The organism is Mesorhizobium sp. 113-3-3 (assembly GCF_016756495.1).
Taxonomy (GTDB): Bacteria; Pseudomonadota; Alphaproteobacteria; order Rhizobiales; family Rhizobiaceae; genus Mesorhizobium.
Genome location: NZ_AP023243.1, coordinates 2,956,640 through 2,973,685 on the forward strand (window position 1 = coordinate 2,956,640; position 17,046 = coordinate 2,973,685).

A 17,046-nucleotide genomic window follows, 5' to 3' on the forward strand; every position below is an offset into this window, starting at 1 on the left:
TTCCGTCGAAGCGCCTGATGACCAGACATAGTGTGAGCGATCGTCATGCTCGCCCCGTTGGGGCGGCACCGGCCGGCTTGCGGCCCAGCAAACAGGAGACTGACATGACTTTGACCCTTGGACCTATCGGTGCCGCGATGAGCGGCCTTGCCGTGCGCAGCACCGCAGCATTCGAGCGCCGCCGCGTGCTGCGCCGGATTTCCCGGCTCTCCGACCGTCGGTTGCAGGACATCGGCCTGGATCGCGACTGGGACGGTTCCATCCTGCACAATGGGAGGGCGATATGACCAGCACCCTGATCATCGGCGCGACGGGGCTTCTGGGCAGCGAAATGGCGAAGGCCAGCGCGCGCAAGGGCGACAGCGTCCACGTCCTGGTTCGAGCGGCAACGTCGGCCAATGAAGAGCGGATGCGTCCGCTCAAGGAATTGGGCGCCACGGTTCATGTCGGCGACCTCGACGACTATGACAGCCTCGTGCGCGCCGTCGGCAAGGCCGATCGCGTCATCAGCTCGGTGCATGTCGGTTCGGCCAGCGAGATGGAACTGGTGCGCGCCGTGAAAGATGTCGGCGTCTCCCGCTTCGTGCCGTCCGCCGGCTTCGGGCTCGACTTTGCCGCCGCCGCACCCGGCACGATCGCGCCGCTCGACATCAAGAGGGCCGTGTTCGATGCGGTGAGGGAGGCCGACCTGCCCTATACAGTGATCTACACTAACGGCTTCTTCTCGACCTGGGTGGCGACGCTGGGCGACCTGACGCGCTTCGGCTCGGCCGTGCTGCCGCCGGACGAGGTGACGCTCTATGGCGAGGGCAATGTGCCGGCGACCTTCGTCAGCGAGAAGGACATCGCCGCCGTCACCATGCGCGCGCTGGAGGATCCCAATGCCGTCCGCTGCGAAATCAGGATCGCGCAGAACAGGATCACGCAGGGTGCGATGATCGATCTCTGGCGCCGGGTCAGCGGCCGCTCGCCGCGTGTCGTGAATATGAGTGCGGAGGAACTGGAAGGGTTGATCGCGGCAGTCCCCGGCCTTGGATTGCTGCGGGCGTTCTGGATCCGTGGCGAGACCGCGCAGGAGACGGACACGCCAGAGGCGAGTGTGCTTTATCCGGAGTTGAAGTTTGAGACGATTGAGAGTGCTTTTGTGACGATGGCCGAGAGGGGTGGGCGCTGACCTGGGAAGGCTAGTGTCCTACGACGCCCCCTCTGTACTGCCGGACAGAGGGGGGCGCCGTAGGGTGCGGCTTGCGTGGTTGGCTTCCAGTGACGGTTGACCGCGCTGCTCATCCGGCCGATAGGTCCGCGCGACAACTCCGAGACCTGTTATGACCGACCTCAAAGATGCAACGCGCGCCCCCACCTGGCAGGACGATGTCCGCCAAGGCGTGCGCCATGTGCGCGATCTCGACCGGCTGCCGCTGTCGCCTGCCGAGCGCGCGGCCGCCCAAGCTGCCGCGGCCCTCCACAAGGTGCGCGCGCCAAAAGCCTATCTCGATCTGATCGACTGGACCGACCCGGCCGATCCGATCCGCGCGCAGGTGATCCCGTCACTGGGCGAACTGGACGAGGTGGAGGGCGAGCTTGGCGATCCGATCGCCGACCATGAGTTCAGTCCGGTGCCGCGACTGACGCATCGCCATGCCGACCGGGTGCTGTTGTTCCCGACCTATCAATGCGCGGTCTATTGCCGGTTCTGCTTCCGCAAGGAATCGCTGACCTCGATCGGCCGCGGCTACACGCGCGAGGCGCTGGAGCCGGCGCTGACCTATATCGCGGATCATCCCGAAATCCGCGAAGTGATCCTCACCGGTGGCGATCCCCTGTCGCTGCCGGACACAGCACTGGCCGAAATCCGCGCGCGCATCGAGGCCATTGCGCATGTGCGGCTCTTACGCATCCACACGCGCGTGCCTGTCGTGCTGCCGTCGCGCATCACATCCGGGCTGGTCGAAGCGCTGCAGGGGCGGCTGATGGTCACCGTCGTCACCCACTTCAACCATCCCCGCGAGATCACCGACGCGGCGGAAGCGGCATGCCGGACGATGCGGCAGGCGGGCTTCGTGCTGCTCAATCAGAGCGTTCTGCTGAAAGGTGTCAACGATACCGTCGAGGTGCTGGAAGAGCTCTGCCGCGAGCTGATGTACCGGCTCGGGGTAAAACCCTATTACCTGCACCATGGCGACCTCGCGCGCGGCATGGCGCACCGGCGCACCACGATCGCGCAGGGTCAGGCGCTGGTGGAAGCGCTGAGGGCACGCCTGTCGGGCATCTGCAATCCCGTCTATGTGCTCGACCTGCCGGAAGGCGGCGGCAAGGTGCCGCTCGGGCCGTGTCCTGTCGAGGCCCACGATGGGGATAACTGGCGGATACGCGGGCTGGATGGCGCGGTGAGGGACTATCGGGAGATCGTTGGGGAATAGGGCGGTGCGCTATTTCCCGACAAACGCCAACACCACCACGCGCGGGGCGACGCAGTAGGCGAGGCTGACCTTGCGGCCGGTCTTCGTCGTCGCGCGGCCCGCGTCGAGGTCGACGGCGATATCCTCGTAGCCCAGCACCTCGCGATCGAGCGGATAGGCTGCCTTGTAGACCGCTTCCTTGGCGGCAAAGAGGATGCGGCCGGCAAGCCGCTGGTCCGCGGCGCCTGTGCGATCCGCGCCGGTTGCAACGATCGCGAAGATGTCGTCTGGCAGAGGCTGGGCGGGCTCGACGTCAATGCCAAGAGAGACGATACTGCCTACAGGCGCGACCGCCGCCACGGCCATGTCGTCGTCATGGGCAAGCGAGCCAATTGTCCTGTCCGGCCAGAGCGGGGCCCCGGATGGCGCGCGCGGGATGGCGACGTCCTTGACGCCGATATCGGCCAGCAGCCGGTGCGCGATCCAGCGGGCAGCCCCGCTGGCGCGCCGCATGGCCGGCTGGCGCGCGGAGATGGAACGCGCTTCCTCGGGCAGCAGATGGGCCTCGTCCGCGTCCCTGATTGCCCGGCATCCGGTCCGCACGCTCGCAGGCGCGATTGCCGCCATCGCTTCCATCAACGCGGCTTCAGGGGAGGGTGGAAGCGTCAAGGGTCATGCCTCGGCAGGACGAGGTCGGCGATCATTTCGCCATCCTCGTCGAGCCCTTCTTCCACGAAACCGGCGCTGCGATAGAGCTGGCGCGCCGCTTCATTCTCCGGCTCGTAGCAAATGGAGACGTGCCTGATGTGGCCGAGCCCGCCGATCTCGCGCAGCACCTCGCGCAACGCGGCCTTGCCATAGCCTTTGCCCTGGCTGGCGCGGTCGATCATGAAACGGTAGATGCGCGCCTCGTCGTCATCCAGCGGCGCGTCGTACATTAGGAAGCCGACGATGCGATCGCCGGCCATGATGACACGCGGCCGCGCATCCTCGTCGGATTGCGCCTCCTCCAGCGACGCAGCGTTGCCAGCGACGAAATCCATCTGCTCCGGCGCCAGTTCCAGCGCCGTGACCAGGGCCTGATTGGCCCTGGTCACCGGGGCGAGACGGATTTCTGTGGCCGTCAAGCCGGCGCCTTGGCGCCGTCGTCCGTGACCGGGGTCACGAAGCGATGCAGCTTGGCCGGATTGCCGCGCCAGATGGAGTAGGGCTCCAGCTCCTCACCCTTCATCACGAAGGAATCGGTGTCGGCCACCGATCCTTCGCCCATCACGACGCCGTAATGGACAAAGGCGGACGGTCCGAGCGTGCAGCCCTTGCCGATGCGGATGTAGTCGGACTTGAACGCGCCTTCCTCCAGCGAGTGAGCCTGGATGACGCAGCCTTCGTTGAGCGTCACGTCGTCGCCGATCTCGACCAGCGATCGCTCGGTGAGGTTGGCGCCGCCATCATAGACTCTGCTGCCGACCTTGACGCCCAGCAGGCGCAGGATCATCGGCCGGAACGGCGTGCCGGCGAACAGGCGCACGATCGGCGAATCCGCCAGCTTCCAGTGGCGTTCGTGACGCCAGAAGTCGACGTCGTAGATCGTCGTGATCCGCGGCTTCAGCCTGCGAAAACCAAGGCTTGCCCGCTCGACAAAGATGTAGAACGGAATGGTGATCGCCGAGGTCAGGAGCACGGCGACGAACAGCGCCACCTCAGCCCATTCGGTGTAGTAGTTCAGCGCCCGGTCCCAGATCGCGATCGTGGCGAACAACATGACCCATTGCGTTGCCAAGAACAGAAGGATGGTCACCAGATTGTGGCGGTTCTTGTGCGGGATGCGCTGGCGTCGGTCGGCCTCGTCGACGCCGGCGATGAGTTCCTTGTCGCGGTTGACCATGCGCGGGATTTCAAAGGCCGGCGAGCCCAGGAGCCCGACATTCTCGCGCACCGGCCCGTCGATGGGGATCATCACCTTGGTTCCGAGCAGGACGTTGTCGCCCGTGCGTCCATCCGGCGGATAGTAGATGTTGTTGCCGAGATAGTTGCGCTCGCCAATGCGCGTCCGCTCGAGCCGGAATGCGGAGGCGGATTTGTGCATGTTGATCATGAACAGGCCGTCCGACACCATGGTCTCGGTGCCGATCTCACACAAAAGCGGGTTTTCGTGCTGCTGGTTGGAGCCGAAGTTGGAGCCGGTCTGCACCACCTTGTTGAGGTTCCAGCCGATGGCCCGCATGTAGTGCACGATCGCCGAGCTGTCGCCGAACAGCAGCCCCAGCACGCGGGAGTTGCTGGTGAATTCGGCGACGGTCTGCAGCCAGTAGCGGAAGCCGTAAAGCGTGTAGGTGCGGCCGGGCTTCAGAACCAGATTTGTCAAGCGGGGCACCAGCGTCGCCACGAGAAAGGCCACGGCGATATAGCCGAAAAGCGTGACCGTGGTGCCGACCGCGACCAGGCCGATGGTCTCCTGGTAGTCGTCGCCGACGTTCTCCCAATAGCTCTGGAACAGGAATGGCAGCGGGGTGACGATGAAAAACAGCCCCACCAGCTGAACGGCCTCATAGAGGAAGCGCCGGACCTGGTAAGGATTCACATTACGCACCTTGCAATAGTCCGCCGTGGTCGGCACGGCCGGCGATCCATGCCAGTGTTCGCCATCCGGGATGCTTTGCCCGCGCTGCAGCGAGGACGAATGGCCGAGCTGGCCGCCGTCGCCAATCGAGGTGTCGATGTCGAGCGTGGAGCCCACACCGATGAAGGCATCGCGACCGATGGTCAGCGGCCCGGTGTGGATATAGCCTGACTGCGCCCGATAGCCGAGGATCATCGATTCCTTGCGCAGGATGGTGTTGTCGCCGATCGAGATGAGGTCCGTGCAGACGGGCACGGACTTGGATTCGATGACGGCATTGTGCCCGAGTTTGGTGCCGAGAAGCTGCAGATAGAAGCTGTAGAGCGGGCTTCCGCGGAACAGCACGACGGGGGCGGTGCGGATCAAGGTCTTGACCACCCAGAAGCGGTAGTAGCGCAGGCCCCAGATGGGGAAGGCTTCGGCCTTCCATCGGCCGATGAGAACCCATTTCGCCAGGACGGCAAAGCCCGTCATGCCGAAGAACACGCCGGCCGAGAGCGCCACGCATCTGACATAGAGCTGTAGCGGATCGTCGAGCGCCTCATACATCCAGTTGAGGCCGATGTTGATCGCCCACAGGCCCGCATAGCTGTAGACGCCGTAGAACAGCAACTGCGCCATGCCACAGGTCCAGTAGGCAAGGTTCGATGCCTGGCGGGTGAGGACAGGCTCGTTGGTGGCGGCCGTCATCTCTTGCGAGACGCTGAGGTGCTTGGCCAGGCGCGCCACCGTCGGATGGAGATAGATGTCGCGCATGGACGTCGTCGCCCATTCCTTGCGGGTGCGCACGCGGGCGCAGAAATGCGCCATCAGCAGCGAGTTGGCGCCGAGATCGTCGAAGAAATTGTCCTCGACCGACACTTCGTCGAATTTCAGCACCGTGGCCAGGGCTTCGGCCAGGAAGCGCTCGTCGTCATTGCCGGGCGCAACCATTTCCCGGTTGGCGGAAAGCCGCACGCTTGTCGGCTTCGGCAGCTGGCGAAGGTCCACCTTGTTGGAGACCGTCATCGGGATTGCCGGCAGTTCCTCCAGATAGGAGGGGACCATGTAATCCGGCAGACGCCGCTTCATCGTCTGGGCGAGATCGGCCCGCGAGAGCGCCGGGGATCCGGCCTTGGGCGCGTAGTAGGCGACGAGTTCGACGCGGCCGGGCTCGATCTCCCAGGTGGTGACGGCAGCCTGCGCGATCTCGGGCTGGTCCAGCAGCACCGCCTCGATCTCGCCGAGCTCGATGCGATAGCCACGGATCTTCACCTGGGTGTCGATGCGCCCGGCATATTCGATCTCGCCATCGTCGTTGATCCGGCCAAGATCGCCGGTGCGGTAGATGCGCTTGGACGGGTTGTTCGGCAGGCCGAGGAAATCGGGGATGAACTTCTGTTCCGTCAGGTCCTGCCGGTTGAGGTAACCGACCGCGAGCCCGATGCCGGCAATGCCGATCTCGCCCAGTTCGCCAGGTTCGGCCAGTTCCGGCAGCGACGCATCGAGGATAACGATGGAATAGGTGGGCAGCGGCGCGCCGATGGTGACGGGCCTGTCCGGCGTCAGCGCGCCCATCGTTGCGGTGACGGTCGCCTCGGTCGGGCCATAGGTGTTGAGGATCTGCCGGCCCGGCTTCGACCAGCGCACCACCAGATTGTGCGGGCAGGCCTCGCCGCCGACCAGCAGCGTGCGCAGGCTAGGCACATCCGATGTCATCGACGACAGAAGCGTCGGGCTGCAGGCCATGCAGGTGATTTCATGGAACCGCAGGAAATCCGCCAGTTCCTCGCCGACCAGCGGCATCTGGCCGGGCGCGGGCACCACGGTCGCACCGGCGACGAAGGGCACCCAGATCTCCTCGGAGGAGAAGTCGAAGGCAATCGTCATGCCCTGGTAGACGCGATCGCCCTGATGATAGCCGTAGGATGCGGCGGCGACGCGGATGAAGTTGACGAAGCTCTGGTGCCTGATGGCCACGCCCTTCGGCCTGCCGGTCGTGCCCGACGTGTACAGGATGTAGCAGATGTCCTCGACGGCTGTGGGGGCCGTCGTCTTGTTCGGCTTCAGCGGCGCGGCGGACTGTTTGGAGATTTCGGCGGCGGCGCTGTCGATCAGCACATTGGGTACCGGCAGCTGGTCGGCCCGCGACGCATAGCTGGCGATGGTGACGACCAGGCTGACGCTGGCGTCTTCGATGATCAGCGCCATGCGCTCTTGCGGGAAGGCGGTGGCCAGCGGCACGAAGGCGGCGCCTGCCTTCACGACGGCGAGCAAGGCGACATAGGTTTCCGCCGACCGGTCGAGAATGAGCCCGACCCGATGGCCCGGCCGTACGCCGCGCTTGACCAGCACACGGGCGAACTGGTTGGCGCGGCTGTCCAGCTGCCGATAGGTCCAGACTTGTCCGTCGGAGATCACGGCCGGCAAGGTGGCGTATGTGTCGGCGAGCTGCTCGAAGACCGTATCGAGCCGCTCGTCGGGCTGGCCTGCCCGGGCGAAATTGGCGCCGGTCAGAATCTGGCCATGCGCGGCCAGGGGCCGCTGAGCACCCTTCATCAGGGCATCGACGCTTGCTAGCCTATTTTTGGCCAGTCCATCCGTGGCCAGACCAGTTTCGGACTCTCCGTCCAGTCTTGCCGTGTCCCTGTCGAGTGCGGCGATATCGACACCGTGATCCATTTCCAAACTTTCTCGTCCTGGCCGCGCATCGCCCGGCTGTTCATGCCGCCGTTCGAGCAGGCATTTCGGCTGTGCAGCCGCTGCAATTTGACCCTTGTTGGTGGAGAACCGAGGCTTCCGAAAAGGAAGAATCCGCAGTCCCCCGCGGGATGGTTATGCCATCCGATCTTTTCGCCAGTTTTTCCGAACTGTTGAAACTTGTTTCTGAATTGTGTCTGAGGCCGTGCGAACGGGCTGGAGGAGCCGCGCAAGGCCGGTGTTGTCGCTGCCCGGCAGACATGCCTATGCTGCGTGGTTCGCGGAGGATCGTGGCGGATGGCGGCGACAGGCAACGGTCAGGAGCCGGGCAGGGCTCTCGCGGATCGCGGGGTTCCGCGTTCCGTGCTGGATTCGGCGGGCCTGGCGCCCCGGCAGGCTGTCGCGCTGTGGCAGGAGAGCATGGGCTTCTTCTACGACGTCCGCTTGCGCAATGGCGGCGACGACCGCTTCCATTTCCATGCGGAAGCCTTGCATTTCGGCGGGATCGCTCTCAGTTCCTACCGCTGCGTCGCGCAGAATTTCGACCGCTCGCGCGCCCGCATCGGTCGCGACGGTCTCGACCAGATCACCGTGCAGCTCTGCCTGCGGGGCAGCCACGGCCGGCGCGATGGCGGGCCGGACGAAAAGGCCTGCCCGGGCGACCTGATCGTCTCCGACCTGGCGCAGGCCCAGTCGACAGGGACGTCCGGCATCGACAGCCTCAACCTGACCATGCCGCGCCGCCTGCTGGCGCCGCTGCTGAAGGCGCCCGACGAGCACAATCTGCGCGTCGTCCCCGGCAATGCGCCTTTGACGGCGCTGTTGCGTGGCCATCTCATCAGCCTCTACCAGGCAGCGCCGGCCATGAGCGGCAGGGATGCCGAGGCGGTGACCAGGCCGACGCTGGAACTCGCCGCCGCGGCGATCAATTCAACTGTCGCGGAGGAGAACGCCGCGTCGGTGCAACTGGCACTGACCGGCGAAATCCGCCGCCATGTCGACAGGCATGTAACCGGCCGGGATCTCAGCGCCGAGACAATCGCCGCGCTGTTCGGCATCTCGACGCGCAAGCTCTATTACCTCTTCGAGCCGCATGGCGGCTTCTCCAGATACATCCAGGAGGAGAGGCTGCGCCGCTGCCGCGCCGAACTCGTCGATCCCGGCCACCGGCACGAAGCCATTGGCGACATCGCCGGCCGCTACGGCTTCGGCCACCGCAAGAGTTTTGTCCGCGCCTTCCGGCGTTGCTTCGACATGACGCCGCGCGAAATGCGCGCGCTTGCAGCGCAAGGCCGAAGCCTGACCCGCGAGCATGGCGCGGACCGCACACTGTGGCAGTGGATCCGCGAGCTTCGCTGAACCCGGACCCGCAGACATTCGAGGCTGATCTTGCACCAGGGGCCACATTCCTTGCGCCTGCCGCCACTTTCGCGCGGCGCGTCCATGCAGGGCTTGAACTGTCCCTGCCGCCCGCACGAAAACCGCAGGGAAGAACGGGGATCGAACGCAGGTGCCCAGCCCGGACAATGTCATCGTCCTGTCCACGGACGAGATTGCCGACCGCGAGCGCGAAGAGGCGGTGCGCGAATTCTATGGCCGCATCTGCATGCGGCTGGACCTCGCGCCGCTGCAGGGCGGCGCGCTGCATCTGAGCGCCACCACGCTGTTGCTGCCGGGAGTGAGCGTGGCCGAGGGCAAGGTCGCGCCGATGGCCTGGGAACGCACGTCAGCGCTGCGGCAGGACGCCAATGACGACCTCGTCGTGTCCTGGATCGCCGGCGGCTGGGGGTTCGACACACCAAGCCATGGAACGGTGGAGACACTGGCCGGCGCGCCCTGCATCATGCCGATGGACGGGCGCTGGCGCGCCAGGGCGCCGAACGGCGAGTGGACCATTTGCGCCCGCTTCGACAGGTCGACGCTCGAGCCGCTGGTGCGCCATGTCGGCGATCTCGCGCCCGATGCGATCAACCCCGCCATGCCGGAGGCGCGGCTTCTCCTGGCCTATGTCAGGGCGGTGGCGCAGGGCGGGATGAGTGCTGCACTCGCGCCGCTGGCGGCCCAGCACATTGCCGATCTGTTCGCGGCCGCGGTCGGCGCCAGCCGCGAGGCGGGGGAAGTGATCGCCGGTCGCGGCGTCCGCGCCGCGCGCATGCAAGCGATCAAAGCCTACATCGAGGAGAATCTGCACAAGGCGCGGCTGTCGGCGGAGATGGCCGGCCGGAGCCTTGGTATCAGCCCGCGCTACATCAGGCGGCTTTTCGCCGAGGAGGGGCAGGGCTTTTCCGACTATGTCATGCAAAGGCGGCTGGAACGCATCCACCGGCAGCTCGCCAGCCCGATTTTCGCGGCACGGCCGATCGCCGATCTCGCCTTCGAGGCGGGGCTGGTCGAGCCGTCGACCTTCTACCGGCAGTTCCGCTCGCGCTATCGCATGACGCCTTCCGAGGTGCGCGCCGGCCTGGCGCAGTGAGGCGCCTGTTCCGCCAGTGCCATGCGCCTGTGCCGCCAGCGCGATACGCCCATGCCCTGGCATCCGCATAGTCGCGCCGGCGGACGCGCTGCATGAGGCATGCGCGGGAACGGAGGCTGGGCGGCCGGGTCTCCGTGACATCGGAAACTGGCCAGTGGAGGCAACAATGCGTGCGGCGAAAAGATGGATCCTGGGCATCTCGGTCTTCTGCGCCCTTCTTCCAACCGAGGTCTTCGCGGCCTACAAATGCTGGAACCCGGCGATCTGCAAGGCGGTCTGCGGCGCCGAGATCTGCGGCAAGATCAGCGCGAGCAACCGCGACATGAAGGCGCTGGACGGGTCCGGCAAGCTCGCCGCCTCCGGCGGCGGCAGCTCATCGTCAGGCAGCAGCTCCAAGAAGACTTACACCTGTTCGAACCCGGCGATCTGCATCGCGGTGTGCGGCAAGAAGACCTGTCCGTAGGCGGGCAGGGACCGACATCACCGAGGCGCCGGCGCTGAGCCGGCGCTTTTTTGTGTTTGTGTGCTGGGGTGAGCCAGGAATTTAACAGATGCCGGTGCCGCCCCTTATCCGCCTTCTCCCTTCTCCCCGTATAGTGACGGGGAGAAGGGAGAAGGCGGCGACGCCGGCGTCCTCTTGCAACGCTGGTGATTGGCGAAACCATCGATGACAGCGTCCCTCTCCCCGTCACTATACGGGGAGAGGATCCCGGCAGGCAGGTGAGGGGCAGCGCCGACTTCGACGATTGGTCTGATCATCGACTGCTGGCCACCTTCCAAAAAAATCTCGCACCCCCCGGGAATAAAGCGACGCCCTGCCGGGTCTTCATCTCAGCGGGGCCAATCCGGCCCGCGACCCGAAGAAACGAAACAAGGATTTATCAAATGACCAAGCTCGCTCTCAGCGTGGCTGCGATGTTGCTTGCCTCGAGTGCCGCCTTTGCCGGCAGCGACCATTTCGGCGCCGACGCTGCCAACCAGCCTGCCGCTTCCGTCGACACCAATGCCACCGCGTCGATCCCCTACACGGCCCCCGTCGACACCAGGGTGACGACCGGACCGGGCCGGCCGGCGACCAAAACTGATGCGGGCGAACCCGGCCAGGGCATCTGGGGCCGCTGAGTTCAGGGCGGGGCATCCTCGAGGTCCCGACCCGGTCCGCGATCAGGACGGGGGGCCATGTGGCGTGGCCCTCCGTCGCTCCTTCCGCGATTTTTTTGCCGCCACCGCAACCCACAGGAGACCACACAATGTTCAGCATGACACGCCGCACAGTGCTTCAATCCGCCGCCGCCGCTGCCGCATTCGGCCTTGCCGGCAAGCTCGAATTCACCCGCCCCGCTTTTGCCGAGACCCCGGTGGAGCCGACCGTCGGTTTCTACAAATACACGGTCGGCGACATCGAGGTGACCGCCATCTATGACGGCATCTGGAAGAAGCCGCACGACCCCGCCTTCATCAAGGATGTCTCGGTCGAAGACACCAAGGCCGCCCTCGCCAAGGCAGGCCTGACCACCGACTTCATGCCCATTCCGCTCACCGTCGTCGTGCTGAAGATGGGCGGCAAGCTGATCATGATGGATGCGGGCTCGGGCGTCGGCCAGTGGCAGGCCAACGCCACCCATTTGCCGGCCAACATGGCCGCCGCCGGCATCGACTACAAGGCGATCGACACCATCATGATCTCGCATTTCCACCCGGACCATGTCTGGGGCCTGATGGAGAAAGGCACCAACACGCCGGTGTTCCCCAATGCCGAGCTGATCGTCAACGCCACCGAGTACAATTGGTGGACCGACCCGAGCCGGCTGGCCAAGCTGCCCGAGGGCCGCAAGCCGGCGGGCAAGCGCATCGCCGAGAATTTTCCGAAATGGAAGAACTGGAAGCTGGTCGAGGACGGCGCGGAAGTGGCGCCCGGCATCCAGATCATCGCCGCCCCCGGCCACACGCCCGGACATTCGGTGTACCTCGCCAATTCCGGCAAGGAGCAGCTGATGATCTCGGCCGACACCATGTATGTGCCCGCACTTCTGGCGCCGCATCCGGAGTGGCAGGGCGCCTACGACCAGGACGGGCCGACCGCGATTGCCACGCGCCACAAGATCATCGACCGGGTGATAGCGGACAATATCCGCATTTCCGGGTCGCACTTCCCGTTCCCCGGCACCGGCGTCTTCGTCAAGGACGGCAATGCCTACGGATTCACGCCGGTTCAAGTTTGAACGCGGCAACCCAAACCAAGCGAGTAAGACAATGAAACAGCTTCTCTTGGGCAGAAACGCCCTGTTCGGCCTGCTCGGCGCCATTGCCGTGCTGACCGTCGTTCCCGTCGCCACGATCATGCCGGCCTATGCGGTGGATGATATCGAGGGCGCCGATGCGCCCGATCTCACCGCCGTCCAGGCCAAGATCGCCGCCAAGGACTACAAGGGCGCGCTGGCCGATCTGCGCGACCTCGCGCAGGACAACCAGCAGGCCGACGTCTACAATCTGCTCGGCTTCACGCTGCGCAAGACCGGCGATTTCACCACCGCGCTGACCTATTACAACAAGGCGCTGGAGCTGAAGCCCGACCACAAGGCTGCCCGCGAATATCTGGGCGAGCTCTATGTCGAGACAGGCGACATGAACAAGGCCAAGGAGCAGCTGGCCTCGCTGCAGAAACTCTGCCCCGCCGGCTGCGAGGAGCTTTCCGATCTGCAGAAGGCCATCGACACCAAGGTGACGCAGTAGGGTCCCCCTCACCCGGATTGCCAAGACCGAATTGCGAAGGGCAATTCGGTCTTGGCAATCCGACCTCTCCCCGAGGGGAGACGAGGGGCCGCGCTGGCGCGCCTTTCTCTTCTCCCCACGGGGGTCCGAAGGACGGGCGAGGCCCGCGACTCGCCCCGGCAAAGGTGGACGCGAAGCGGCCGGATGAGGGGGCCTGGCGCTGATCTCACCCCAAGTGAACCACCAGTTTGGGCGCTCGTGGCTGGCGCCCATTGCCGGAGCCGGCGCCTCTCCCTCGAGCCGGCTCCGGCCTTTTCGAACATCCCGTCCGGCAGGCGCCGTTCTCGCCCAAGGCGCGGCGCCTGCCAAAAAATCGGAGGCTGACCCATGACACCGAACGAAGTCGCCGCGAAGCTCACCGGCCTCGCCACGAAATACCACATCAGGGACGTGACCCTGCTTGCCGGTCGCCTGCTTATGTCCTTCATCTTCCTGCATGAGGGCGTGACGCTGGCCACCCATTTCGACGGCGCCGCCAGAGCGATGGCGGCGCAAGGCGTCGGCCTGCCGCTGTTCGTCGCCACCATCGCCCTGCAACTGGGAGCAGGGCTCTCGGTGGCATCAGGCCTGCTGACGCGGCTGGGCGGCATCGGGCTCGGCCTGTTCTGCCTGGCCACGGCCTTGCTGTTTCACACCAACTTCGCCAGCCAGAACGAGCTGCTGCACTTCGAAAAGGATCTGGCGATCGCAGGCGGCATGTTCGTGCTGGCCGCCGTTGGCGCCGGCCGGATCTCGCTGGACTGGTTGCTGGCCCGCACCTTGCAAAAGCGCCACCGCGACCAGGAAATGGTCAAGGCGCTGCTGGCGGTGGAGAACGAGTTTTCGGTGGATGTGCGGCTGCCGGTTCGAGGCACCTTTGCCAAACGCTCGCTCGCTGGAACCAGTCCCGGTGCTCCGCATTCTATTAGCTGGGGCTCAAGGAGTGTGTGATGAAAGCGGTTTTGGCACTGGTCGCGGGCTTTGTCCTGACCCTTGCGGTCTTCGCCAGCGGGCTGGCCTTTGCCGCCTGGGTGATTGTCGCCAAGCCCGTGCATGAGGCCAGGCCCGCCGACAGCGTCTCGCAGCTGTGGACCAAGGACGCACAGCCCGTCGACAAGGCTTCGCTGGGCCTGGAGCGGGTGGCCGCCGCGCAGCCCGCAGCACCCGACGCCGGAGCCAGGGTGCAGGCGGCATCGCTAGAGCCGACCAATGCAGGCGCGGCGCCCGGCGCGCGCGAACAACAGGCCAGGCTGCCGGCTGCCCATGTCAGCTGGTGCGCGGACCGCTATCGCTCCTACAACCCCGACGACAACAGCTACATGTCCTACAGCGGCCAGCAGCGCCCCTGCGTCTCGCCCTATCTCGACACCACTGCCGCCGCCGAGCAGGCCGCGCAACAGCCCACCGAAATCAGCTATGTCGAGGGCGGCGCCGCGCCCCTGGTTGCATCAACCGACCTTTCGGACGACCACGTCCAATCCTGCTTCAGCCGCTACCGCTCCTACCGTCCCGAGGACAACAGCTACCAGCCCTATTCCGGCGGACCCAGGCGCCAGTGCGAATAATAGGCGCCGCGCACCGCGTTTTGCTGCCGCATTCCACGCAAAATTCCACTCTTTCGGCGGGTCTTACCACGCCGGCACCCACGCTGGCTCAAACACCAGCCCCTTATTGAAACCGCCAACAGCGCAACAAGAAACCGAGTGCGCTGAAACCTGCAACCGCAGGGATCCGGTGAGGGTCGCGGTTGGCCGGTTTCGCCCGGAACCATGAACATACAGCCTCATGAACGCGATGCGGGCGGCGCGTTGAGGCCGATGTCAACTTGTAAGAGATGGAGACTTGAAATGAAGAAGATCATTTTGACTGCTGCTGCGTTCCTGTTCGCCTCCGGCATGGCTTTTGCCGGCAGCGACCATTTCGGCTCGGATTTCGTTCCGGCCGCCGGCAGCTACCCGACCACCCATTCGATGATGTCTTCCAAGGCGGTCGACCCGAGCGTCACGCAGAGCATCACCGGCGGCGCGGCGGGACAGTCGAACCTCGACATGCCGGCCGAATACGGCCAGGGCATCTGGGGCCACTGATATCAAGGCCGTCCAGCACGGCCGGCATCCAGGCGGCGGGCGCCGCCTGGATCATTTTGTGTGCTGACTGGTGCATCTCACCGCCAGTCCTGGAGATTGGCGAAAGCCGACGTGACAGCCAATCTTCCACAAGTGGGGGTGAGAAGTGGTCCGCGTAGCGGACGGAAAGCCAATTGCCTGGCTTTCCGAACGACGAACGCCCGGCAGGCCAGAGGGGGGCGCCGTAGGGTGCAAACCTTGCCGTTTCACCTGGACCAGTGATCACGCAAATTTTTTGGATCATTCGCGCAAGCCCGGCGTTCCTCCCCGACACGAAGGAGGAACGACGATGGGCGACGAACGGCATGAGAAGATCCAGAAGCGCGCATACCAGATCTGGGAGCGCGAAGGCGGCGGCGATCCCGAGCATCATTGGCACCGGGCCGAGGCCGAGATCGACAGGGAAGCCGCCCCGACGGCCGACGACGCGCTGCCGCGCGAGATCGCCAGCACCGACGTGCTCGAGGTCGAGGAACTGGCCATGCGCACCGGCATTTCGGGCGACGAAGCGCAAGCGCTGCTCGACCGCCTGGGCACCGACCGCGCGGCGGTGGAGCAGGCAGCACGCAGCCTCAAGGCCAGGAAGGCGGCCAAATCCTGATCAGGGAGAGCTGAGATGATCCGCAAACTCAAGGACGGCAAATACCGGCTTTATTCCCGCAAGAAGGACGGGAAGACCGGGAAGCGGCGGAATTTGGGGACGTTCGAGACGCGCGACGCGGCGCAGAAGCATGAGCGGGAGGTGCAGTATTTCAAGCGGCATTGAGGGGCAGGTGCTTGCCTTTGACGATCGCGATGGCGAAGTGCCGTAGGCTTGCATGACCCATTTAATCTTGATTCTAATTGGTACATGGCGGCTTTGCGCCGGCGACGAGGGCTGCACCGTCGCCAACGCTGACAACTCCTGCCGCCTCGACCGCGTCGCCGACTCGTTGATTGCAAATTTCGATGCGATCCTAGCTTGTGGACCATAGCGTGTCCGATTAGATCGGACACAATACATCGTGATGAAACCGGTGGCCGTGCCAATTACCGAACCGACGGGACGGCTGAGGCGCCGTGGCCATACGTATGGCTCCGCATGTTTGCGATGGGACGGCTAGCGTTCGTGGCGACGGTTGCTTGGCAAGTTATTTCTCTCTGGGTAGGTTGAACCCTTCGGAGGGAACAATCATGACAGGCTATTTCGGCACGCCGATACAGCAGCGCCTGCAGGCCCAGGCGGAGGCGAGTGCTGAGTTCATCAACGTAACAGCCGGTGCCTGCCAGACAGGGCGTACCATGGGCTGCGACGACCCCGAGCGACTGGGCTGGGCACGGATTGCTGAATTTCTCGATCGCGACGGCGTCTGTGGCTTCCGTCTTATCCCATCCAGCAATGCGGACAGGCTACAGTCCCATTTGGAAGCGCAGGGTTTCCGCTTCGATAGATGGGACGTTTTCCTCGCTGATCGCCATTCCGCTCTCGCAGCTTCGGAGGCAATCCTGTCACATGGTCTACCGGACGAATTTAGGGAACTTGAGCGGCCGGCCGACCCGCAGGGTAGGGAAATGGCTAGAATTCAGACCCTTATGAATGATGCGGGCGTGGTGCCGTTTTCAGGCTCAATGCTGACGGGCGGCGTGGGGCCCGCATCCACTGTGACGATTGGTGAAAAGGACGGCACTGTAGTGGCAGCGGCTCACGGCTACCTGCCACACAACTCCTTCAGCCCCTATCACCAATATGCTTGGGGCGGGCTTGTTGCTGTGGCGGAAGCGCAGCGGGGTAAAGGGCTGGGCGGCTATGTCAACGCGCGTATGATTGTCAGCGTATTCCGCGATCTCAACGCGACCCACGTCTACGAGCTTATCTCACCAACGAACTTACCATCCCGTCGAATGGTGGAGGCGTGCGGGCTAAGGCACGAATCTGAGCTTGTCTGCGGCATTGCAACGCCTCACCAGAGCCCACGTCTGACGCGGTAATTCAACAGTGCTCCAACGTTTGTTATAGGG

General features: G+C 64.8%; 18 protein-coding genes. 15 read left to right on the top strand and 3 right to left on the bottom strand.

Annotation, left to right across the window (positions count from 1 at the left end; translation table 11 throughout):
• The first annotated feature begins 104 nt into the window (after positions 1-104).
• The 3 genes from JG746_RS14390 to JG746_RS14400 all read left to right on the top strand — a co-directional run bounded on the left by JG746_RS14390 (position 105) and on the right by JG746_RS14400 (position 2,420).
• Positions 105-287, top strand: a complete 183-nt coding sequence (locus tag JG746_RS14390; protein ID WP_202358729.1) for a DUF1127 domain-containing protein — start codon at positions 105-107, stop codon at positions 285-287.
• Positions 284-1,174 carry an NmrA family NAD(P)-binding protein gene (locus tag JG746_RS14395; protein ID WP_202358730.1) on the top strand — a complete coding sequence of 297 codons (891 nt, stop codon included), beginning with the start codon at positions 284-286 and terminating at the stop codon, positions 1,172-1,174. Before JG746_RS14390 ends, JG746_RS14395 begins: the two co-directional genes overlap by 4 nt.
• A 151-nt stretch (positions 1,175-1,325) precedes the next feature.
• Complete coding sequence (locus JG746_RS14400; RefSeq protein WP_202358731.1) at positions 1,326-2,420, top strand: KamA family radical SAM protein; 1,095 nt, start codon at positions 1,326-1,328, stop codon at positions 2,418-2,420.
• Positions 2,421-2,429: 9 nt separating this feature from the next.
• Here the strand turns inward: JG746_RS14400 and JG746_RS14405 are convergent, their stop codons facing one another.
• From JG746_RS14405 to JG746_RS14415, 3 genes are read right to left on the bottom strand one after another with little or no spacing between them, the layout of a single operon-like run.
• Positions 2,430-3,035, bottom strand: coding sequence for a 4'-phosphopantetheinyl transferase family protein (locus JG746_RS14405; protein WP_202358732.1), 606 nt, complete (start codon positions 3,033-3,035; stop codon positions 2,430-2,432).
• A 29-nt stretch (positions 3,036-3,064) separates the two neighbouring features.
• The gene (locus JG746_RS14410) at positions 3,065-3,526 is read right to left on the bottom strand and encodes a GNAT family N-acetyltransferase (RefSeq protein WP_244730803.1); all 462 of its coding nucleotides are present in this window, start codon (positions 3,524-3,526) and stop codon (positions 3,065-3,067) included.
• Entirely contained in the window at positions 3,523-7,680 is a 4,158-nt protein-coding gene (locus JG746_RS14415; RefSeq protein ID WP_202358733.1) for a Pls/PosA family non-ribosomal peptide synthetase, read from the bottom strand. Before JG746_RS14415 ends, JG746_RS14410 begins: the two co-directional genes overlap by 4 nt.
• A 315-nt stretch (positions 7,681-7,995) precedes the next feature.
• On the opposite strand from JG746_RS14415, the gene JG746_RS14420 reads away from it, so the two are divergent.
• The 12 genes from JG746_RS14420 (at position 7,996) to JG746_RS14475 (ending at position 17,016) form a co-directional block, all read left to right on the top strand.
• Entirely contained in the window at positions 7,996-9,057 is a 1,062-nt protein-coding gene (locus JG746_RS14420) for a helix-turn-helix domain-containing protein (protein ID WP_202358734.1), read from the top strand.
• A 151-nt stretch (positions 9,058-9,208) separates the two neighbouring features.
• The gene (locus JG746_RS14425; RefSeq protein WP_202358735.1) at positions 9,209-10,171 is read left to right on the top strand and encodes an AraC family transcriptional regulator; all 963 of its coding nucleotides are present in this window, start codon (positions 9,209-9,211) and stop codon (positions 10,169-10,171) included.
• Positions 10,172-10,337: 166 nt separating this feature from the next.
• Complete coding sequence (locus JG746_RS14430) at positions 10,338-10,634, top strand: hypothetical protein (RefSeq protein ID WP_202358736.1); 297 nt, start codon at positions 10,338-10,340, stop codon at positions 10,632-10,634.
• A 422-nt stretch (positions 10,635-11,056) separates the two neighbouring features.
• Positions 11,057-11,293 carry a DUF680 domain-containing protein gene (locus JG746_RS14435; RefSeq protein WP_202358737.1) on the top strand — a complete coding sequence of 79 codons (237 nt, stop codon included), beginning with the start codon at positions 11,057-11,059 and terminating at the stop codon, positions 11,291-11,293.
• Positions 11,294-11,421: 128 nt separating this feature from the next.
• Complete coding sequence (locus tag JG746_RS14440) at positions 11,422-12,393, top strand: MBL fold metallo-hydrolase (protein ID WP_202358738.1); 972 nt, start codon at positions 11,422-11,424, stop codon at positions 12,391-12,393.
• Between the two features lie 31 nt (positions 12,394-12,424).
• The gene (locus JG746_RS14445; protein ID WP_199641706.1) at positions 12,425-12,904 is read left to right on the top strand and encodes a tetratricopeptide repeat protein; all 480 of its coding nucleotides are present in this window, start codon (positions 12,425-12,427) and stop codon (positions 12,902-12,904) included.
• Between the two features lie 366 nt (positions 12,905-13,270).
• Positions 13,271-13,873, top strand: a complete 603-nt coding sequence (locus tag JG746_RS14450) for a DoxX family protein (protein WP_244730804.1) — start codon at positions 13,271-13,273, stop codon at positions 13,871-13,873.
• Positions 13,870-14,487: a BA14K family protein gene (locus JG746_RS14455; RefSeq protein ID WP_202358739.1), complete on the top strand. Its 618-nt coding sequence runs from the start codon at positions 13,870-13,872 to the stop codon at positions 14,485-14,487. Before JG746_RS14450 ends, JG746_RS14455 begins: the two co-directional genes overlap by 4 nt.
• A gap of 282 nt (positions 14,488-14,769) precedes the next feature.
• Positions 14,770-15,009, top strand: a complete 240-nt coding sequence (locus JG746_RS14460) for a DUF680 domain-containing protein (protein WP_202358740.1) — start codon at positions 14,770-14,772, stop codon at positions 15,007-15,009.
• Between the two features lie 328 nt (positions 15,010-15,337).
• A complete protein-coding gene (locus tag JG746_RS14465) occupies positions 15,338-15,649 on the top strand; it encodes a DUF2934 domain-containing protein (RefSeq protein WP_202358741.1) in 312 nt (103 codons plus the stop codon).
• Positions 15,650-15,664: 15 nt separating this feature from the next.
• Complete coding sequence (locus JG746_RS14470; protein ID WP_202358742.1) at positions 15,665-15,814, top strand: hypothetical protein; 150 nt, start codon at positions 15,665-15,667, stop codon at positions 15,812-15,814.
• A 407-nt stretch (positions 15,815-16,221) separates the two neighbouring features.
• Entirely contained in the window at positions 16,222-17,016 is a 795-nt protein-coding gene (locus tag JG746_RS14475) for a GNAT family N-acetyltransferase (protein ID WP_202358743.1), read from the top strand.
• Positions 17,017-17,046 lie beyond the last annotated feature (30 nt).

What these genes read in the sequence shown, in the direction of transcription:
- JG746_RS14400 (WP_202358731.1), top strand. Translation starts at nt 1,326, where the DNA reads ATGACCGACCTCAAAGATGCAACGCGCGCCCCCACCTGGCAGGACGAT.
- JG746_RS14465 (WP_202358741.1), top strand. Translation starts at nt 15,338, where the DNA reads ATGGGCGACGAACGGCATGAGAAGATCCAGAAGCGCGCATACCAGATC.
- JG746_RS14405 (WP_202358732.1), bottom strand. Translation starts at nt 3,035, where the DNA reads ATGGAAGCGATGGCGGCAATCGCGCCTGCGAGCGTGCGGACCGGATGC.
- JG746_RS14435 (WP_202358737.1), top strand. Translation starts at nt 11,057, where the DNA reads ATGACCAAGCTCGCTCTCAGCGTGGCTGCGATGTTGCTTGCCTCGAGT.
- JG746_RS14475 (WP_202358743.1), top strand. Translation starts at nt 16,222, where the DNA reads ATGACAGGCTATTTCGGCACGCCGATACAGCAGCGCCTGCAGGCCCAG.
- JG746_RS14460 (WP_202358740.1), top strand. Translation starts at nt 14,770, where the DNA reads ATGAAGAAGATCATTTTGACTGCTGCTGCGTTCCTGTTCGCCTCCGGC.
- JG746_RS14390 (WP_202358729.1), top strand. Translation starts at nt 105, where the DNA reads ATGACTTTGACCCTTGGACCTATCGGTGCCGCGATGAGCGGCCTTGCC.
- JG746_RS14440 (WP_202358738.1), top strand. Translation starts at nt 11,422, where the DNA reads ATGTTCAGCATGACACGCCGCACAGTGCTTCAATCCGCCGCCGCCGCT.
- JG746_RS14470 (WP_202358742.1), top strand. Translation starts at nt 15,665, where the DNA reads ATGATCCGCAAACTCAAGGACGGCAAATACCGGCTTTATTCCCGCAAG.
- JG746_RS14445 (WP_199641706.1), top strand. Translation starts at nt 12,425, where the DNA reads ATGAAACAGCTTCTCTTGGGCAGAAACGCCCTGTTCGGCCTGCTCGGC.
- JG746_RS14420 (WP_202358734.1), top strand. Translation starts at nt 7,996, where the DNA reads ATGGCGGCGACAGGCAACGGTCAGGAGCCGGGCAGGGCTCTCGCGGAT.
- JG746_RS14450 (WP_244730804.1), top strand. Translation starts at nt 13,271, where the DNA reads ATGACACCGAACGAAGTCGCCGCGAAGCTCACCGGCCTCGCCACGAAA.
- JG746_RS14395 (WP_202358730.1), top strand. Translation starts at nt 284, where the DNA reads ATGACCAGCACCCTGATCATCGGCGCGACGGGGCTTCTGGGCAGCGAA.
- JG746_RS14415 (WP_202358733.1), bottom strand. Translation starts at nt 7,680, where the DNA reads ATGGATCACGGTGTCGATATCGCCGCACTCGACAGGGACACGGCAAGA.
- JG746_RS14430 (WP_202358736.1), top strand. Translation starts at nt 10,338, where the DNA reads ATGCGTGCGGCGAAAAGATGGATCCTGGGCATCTCGGTCTTCTGCGCC.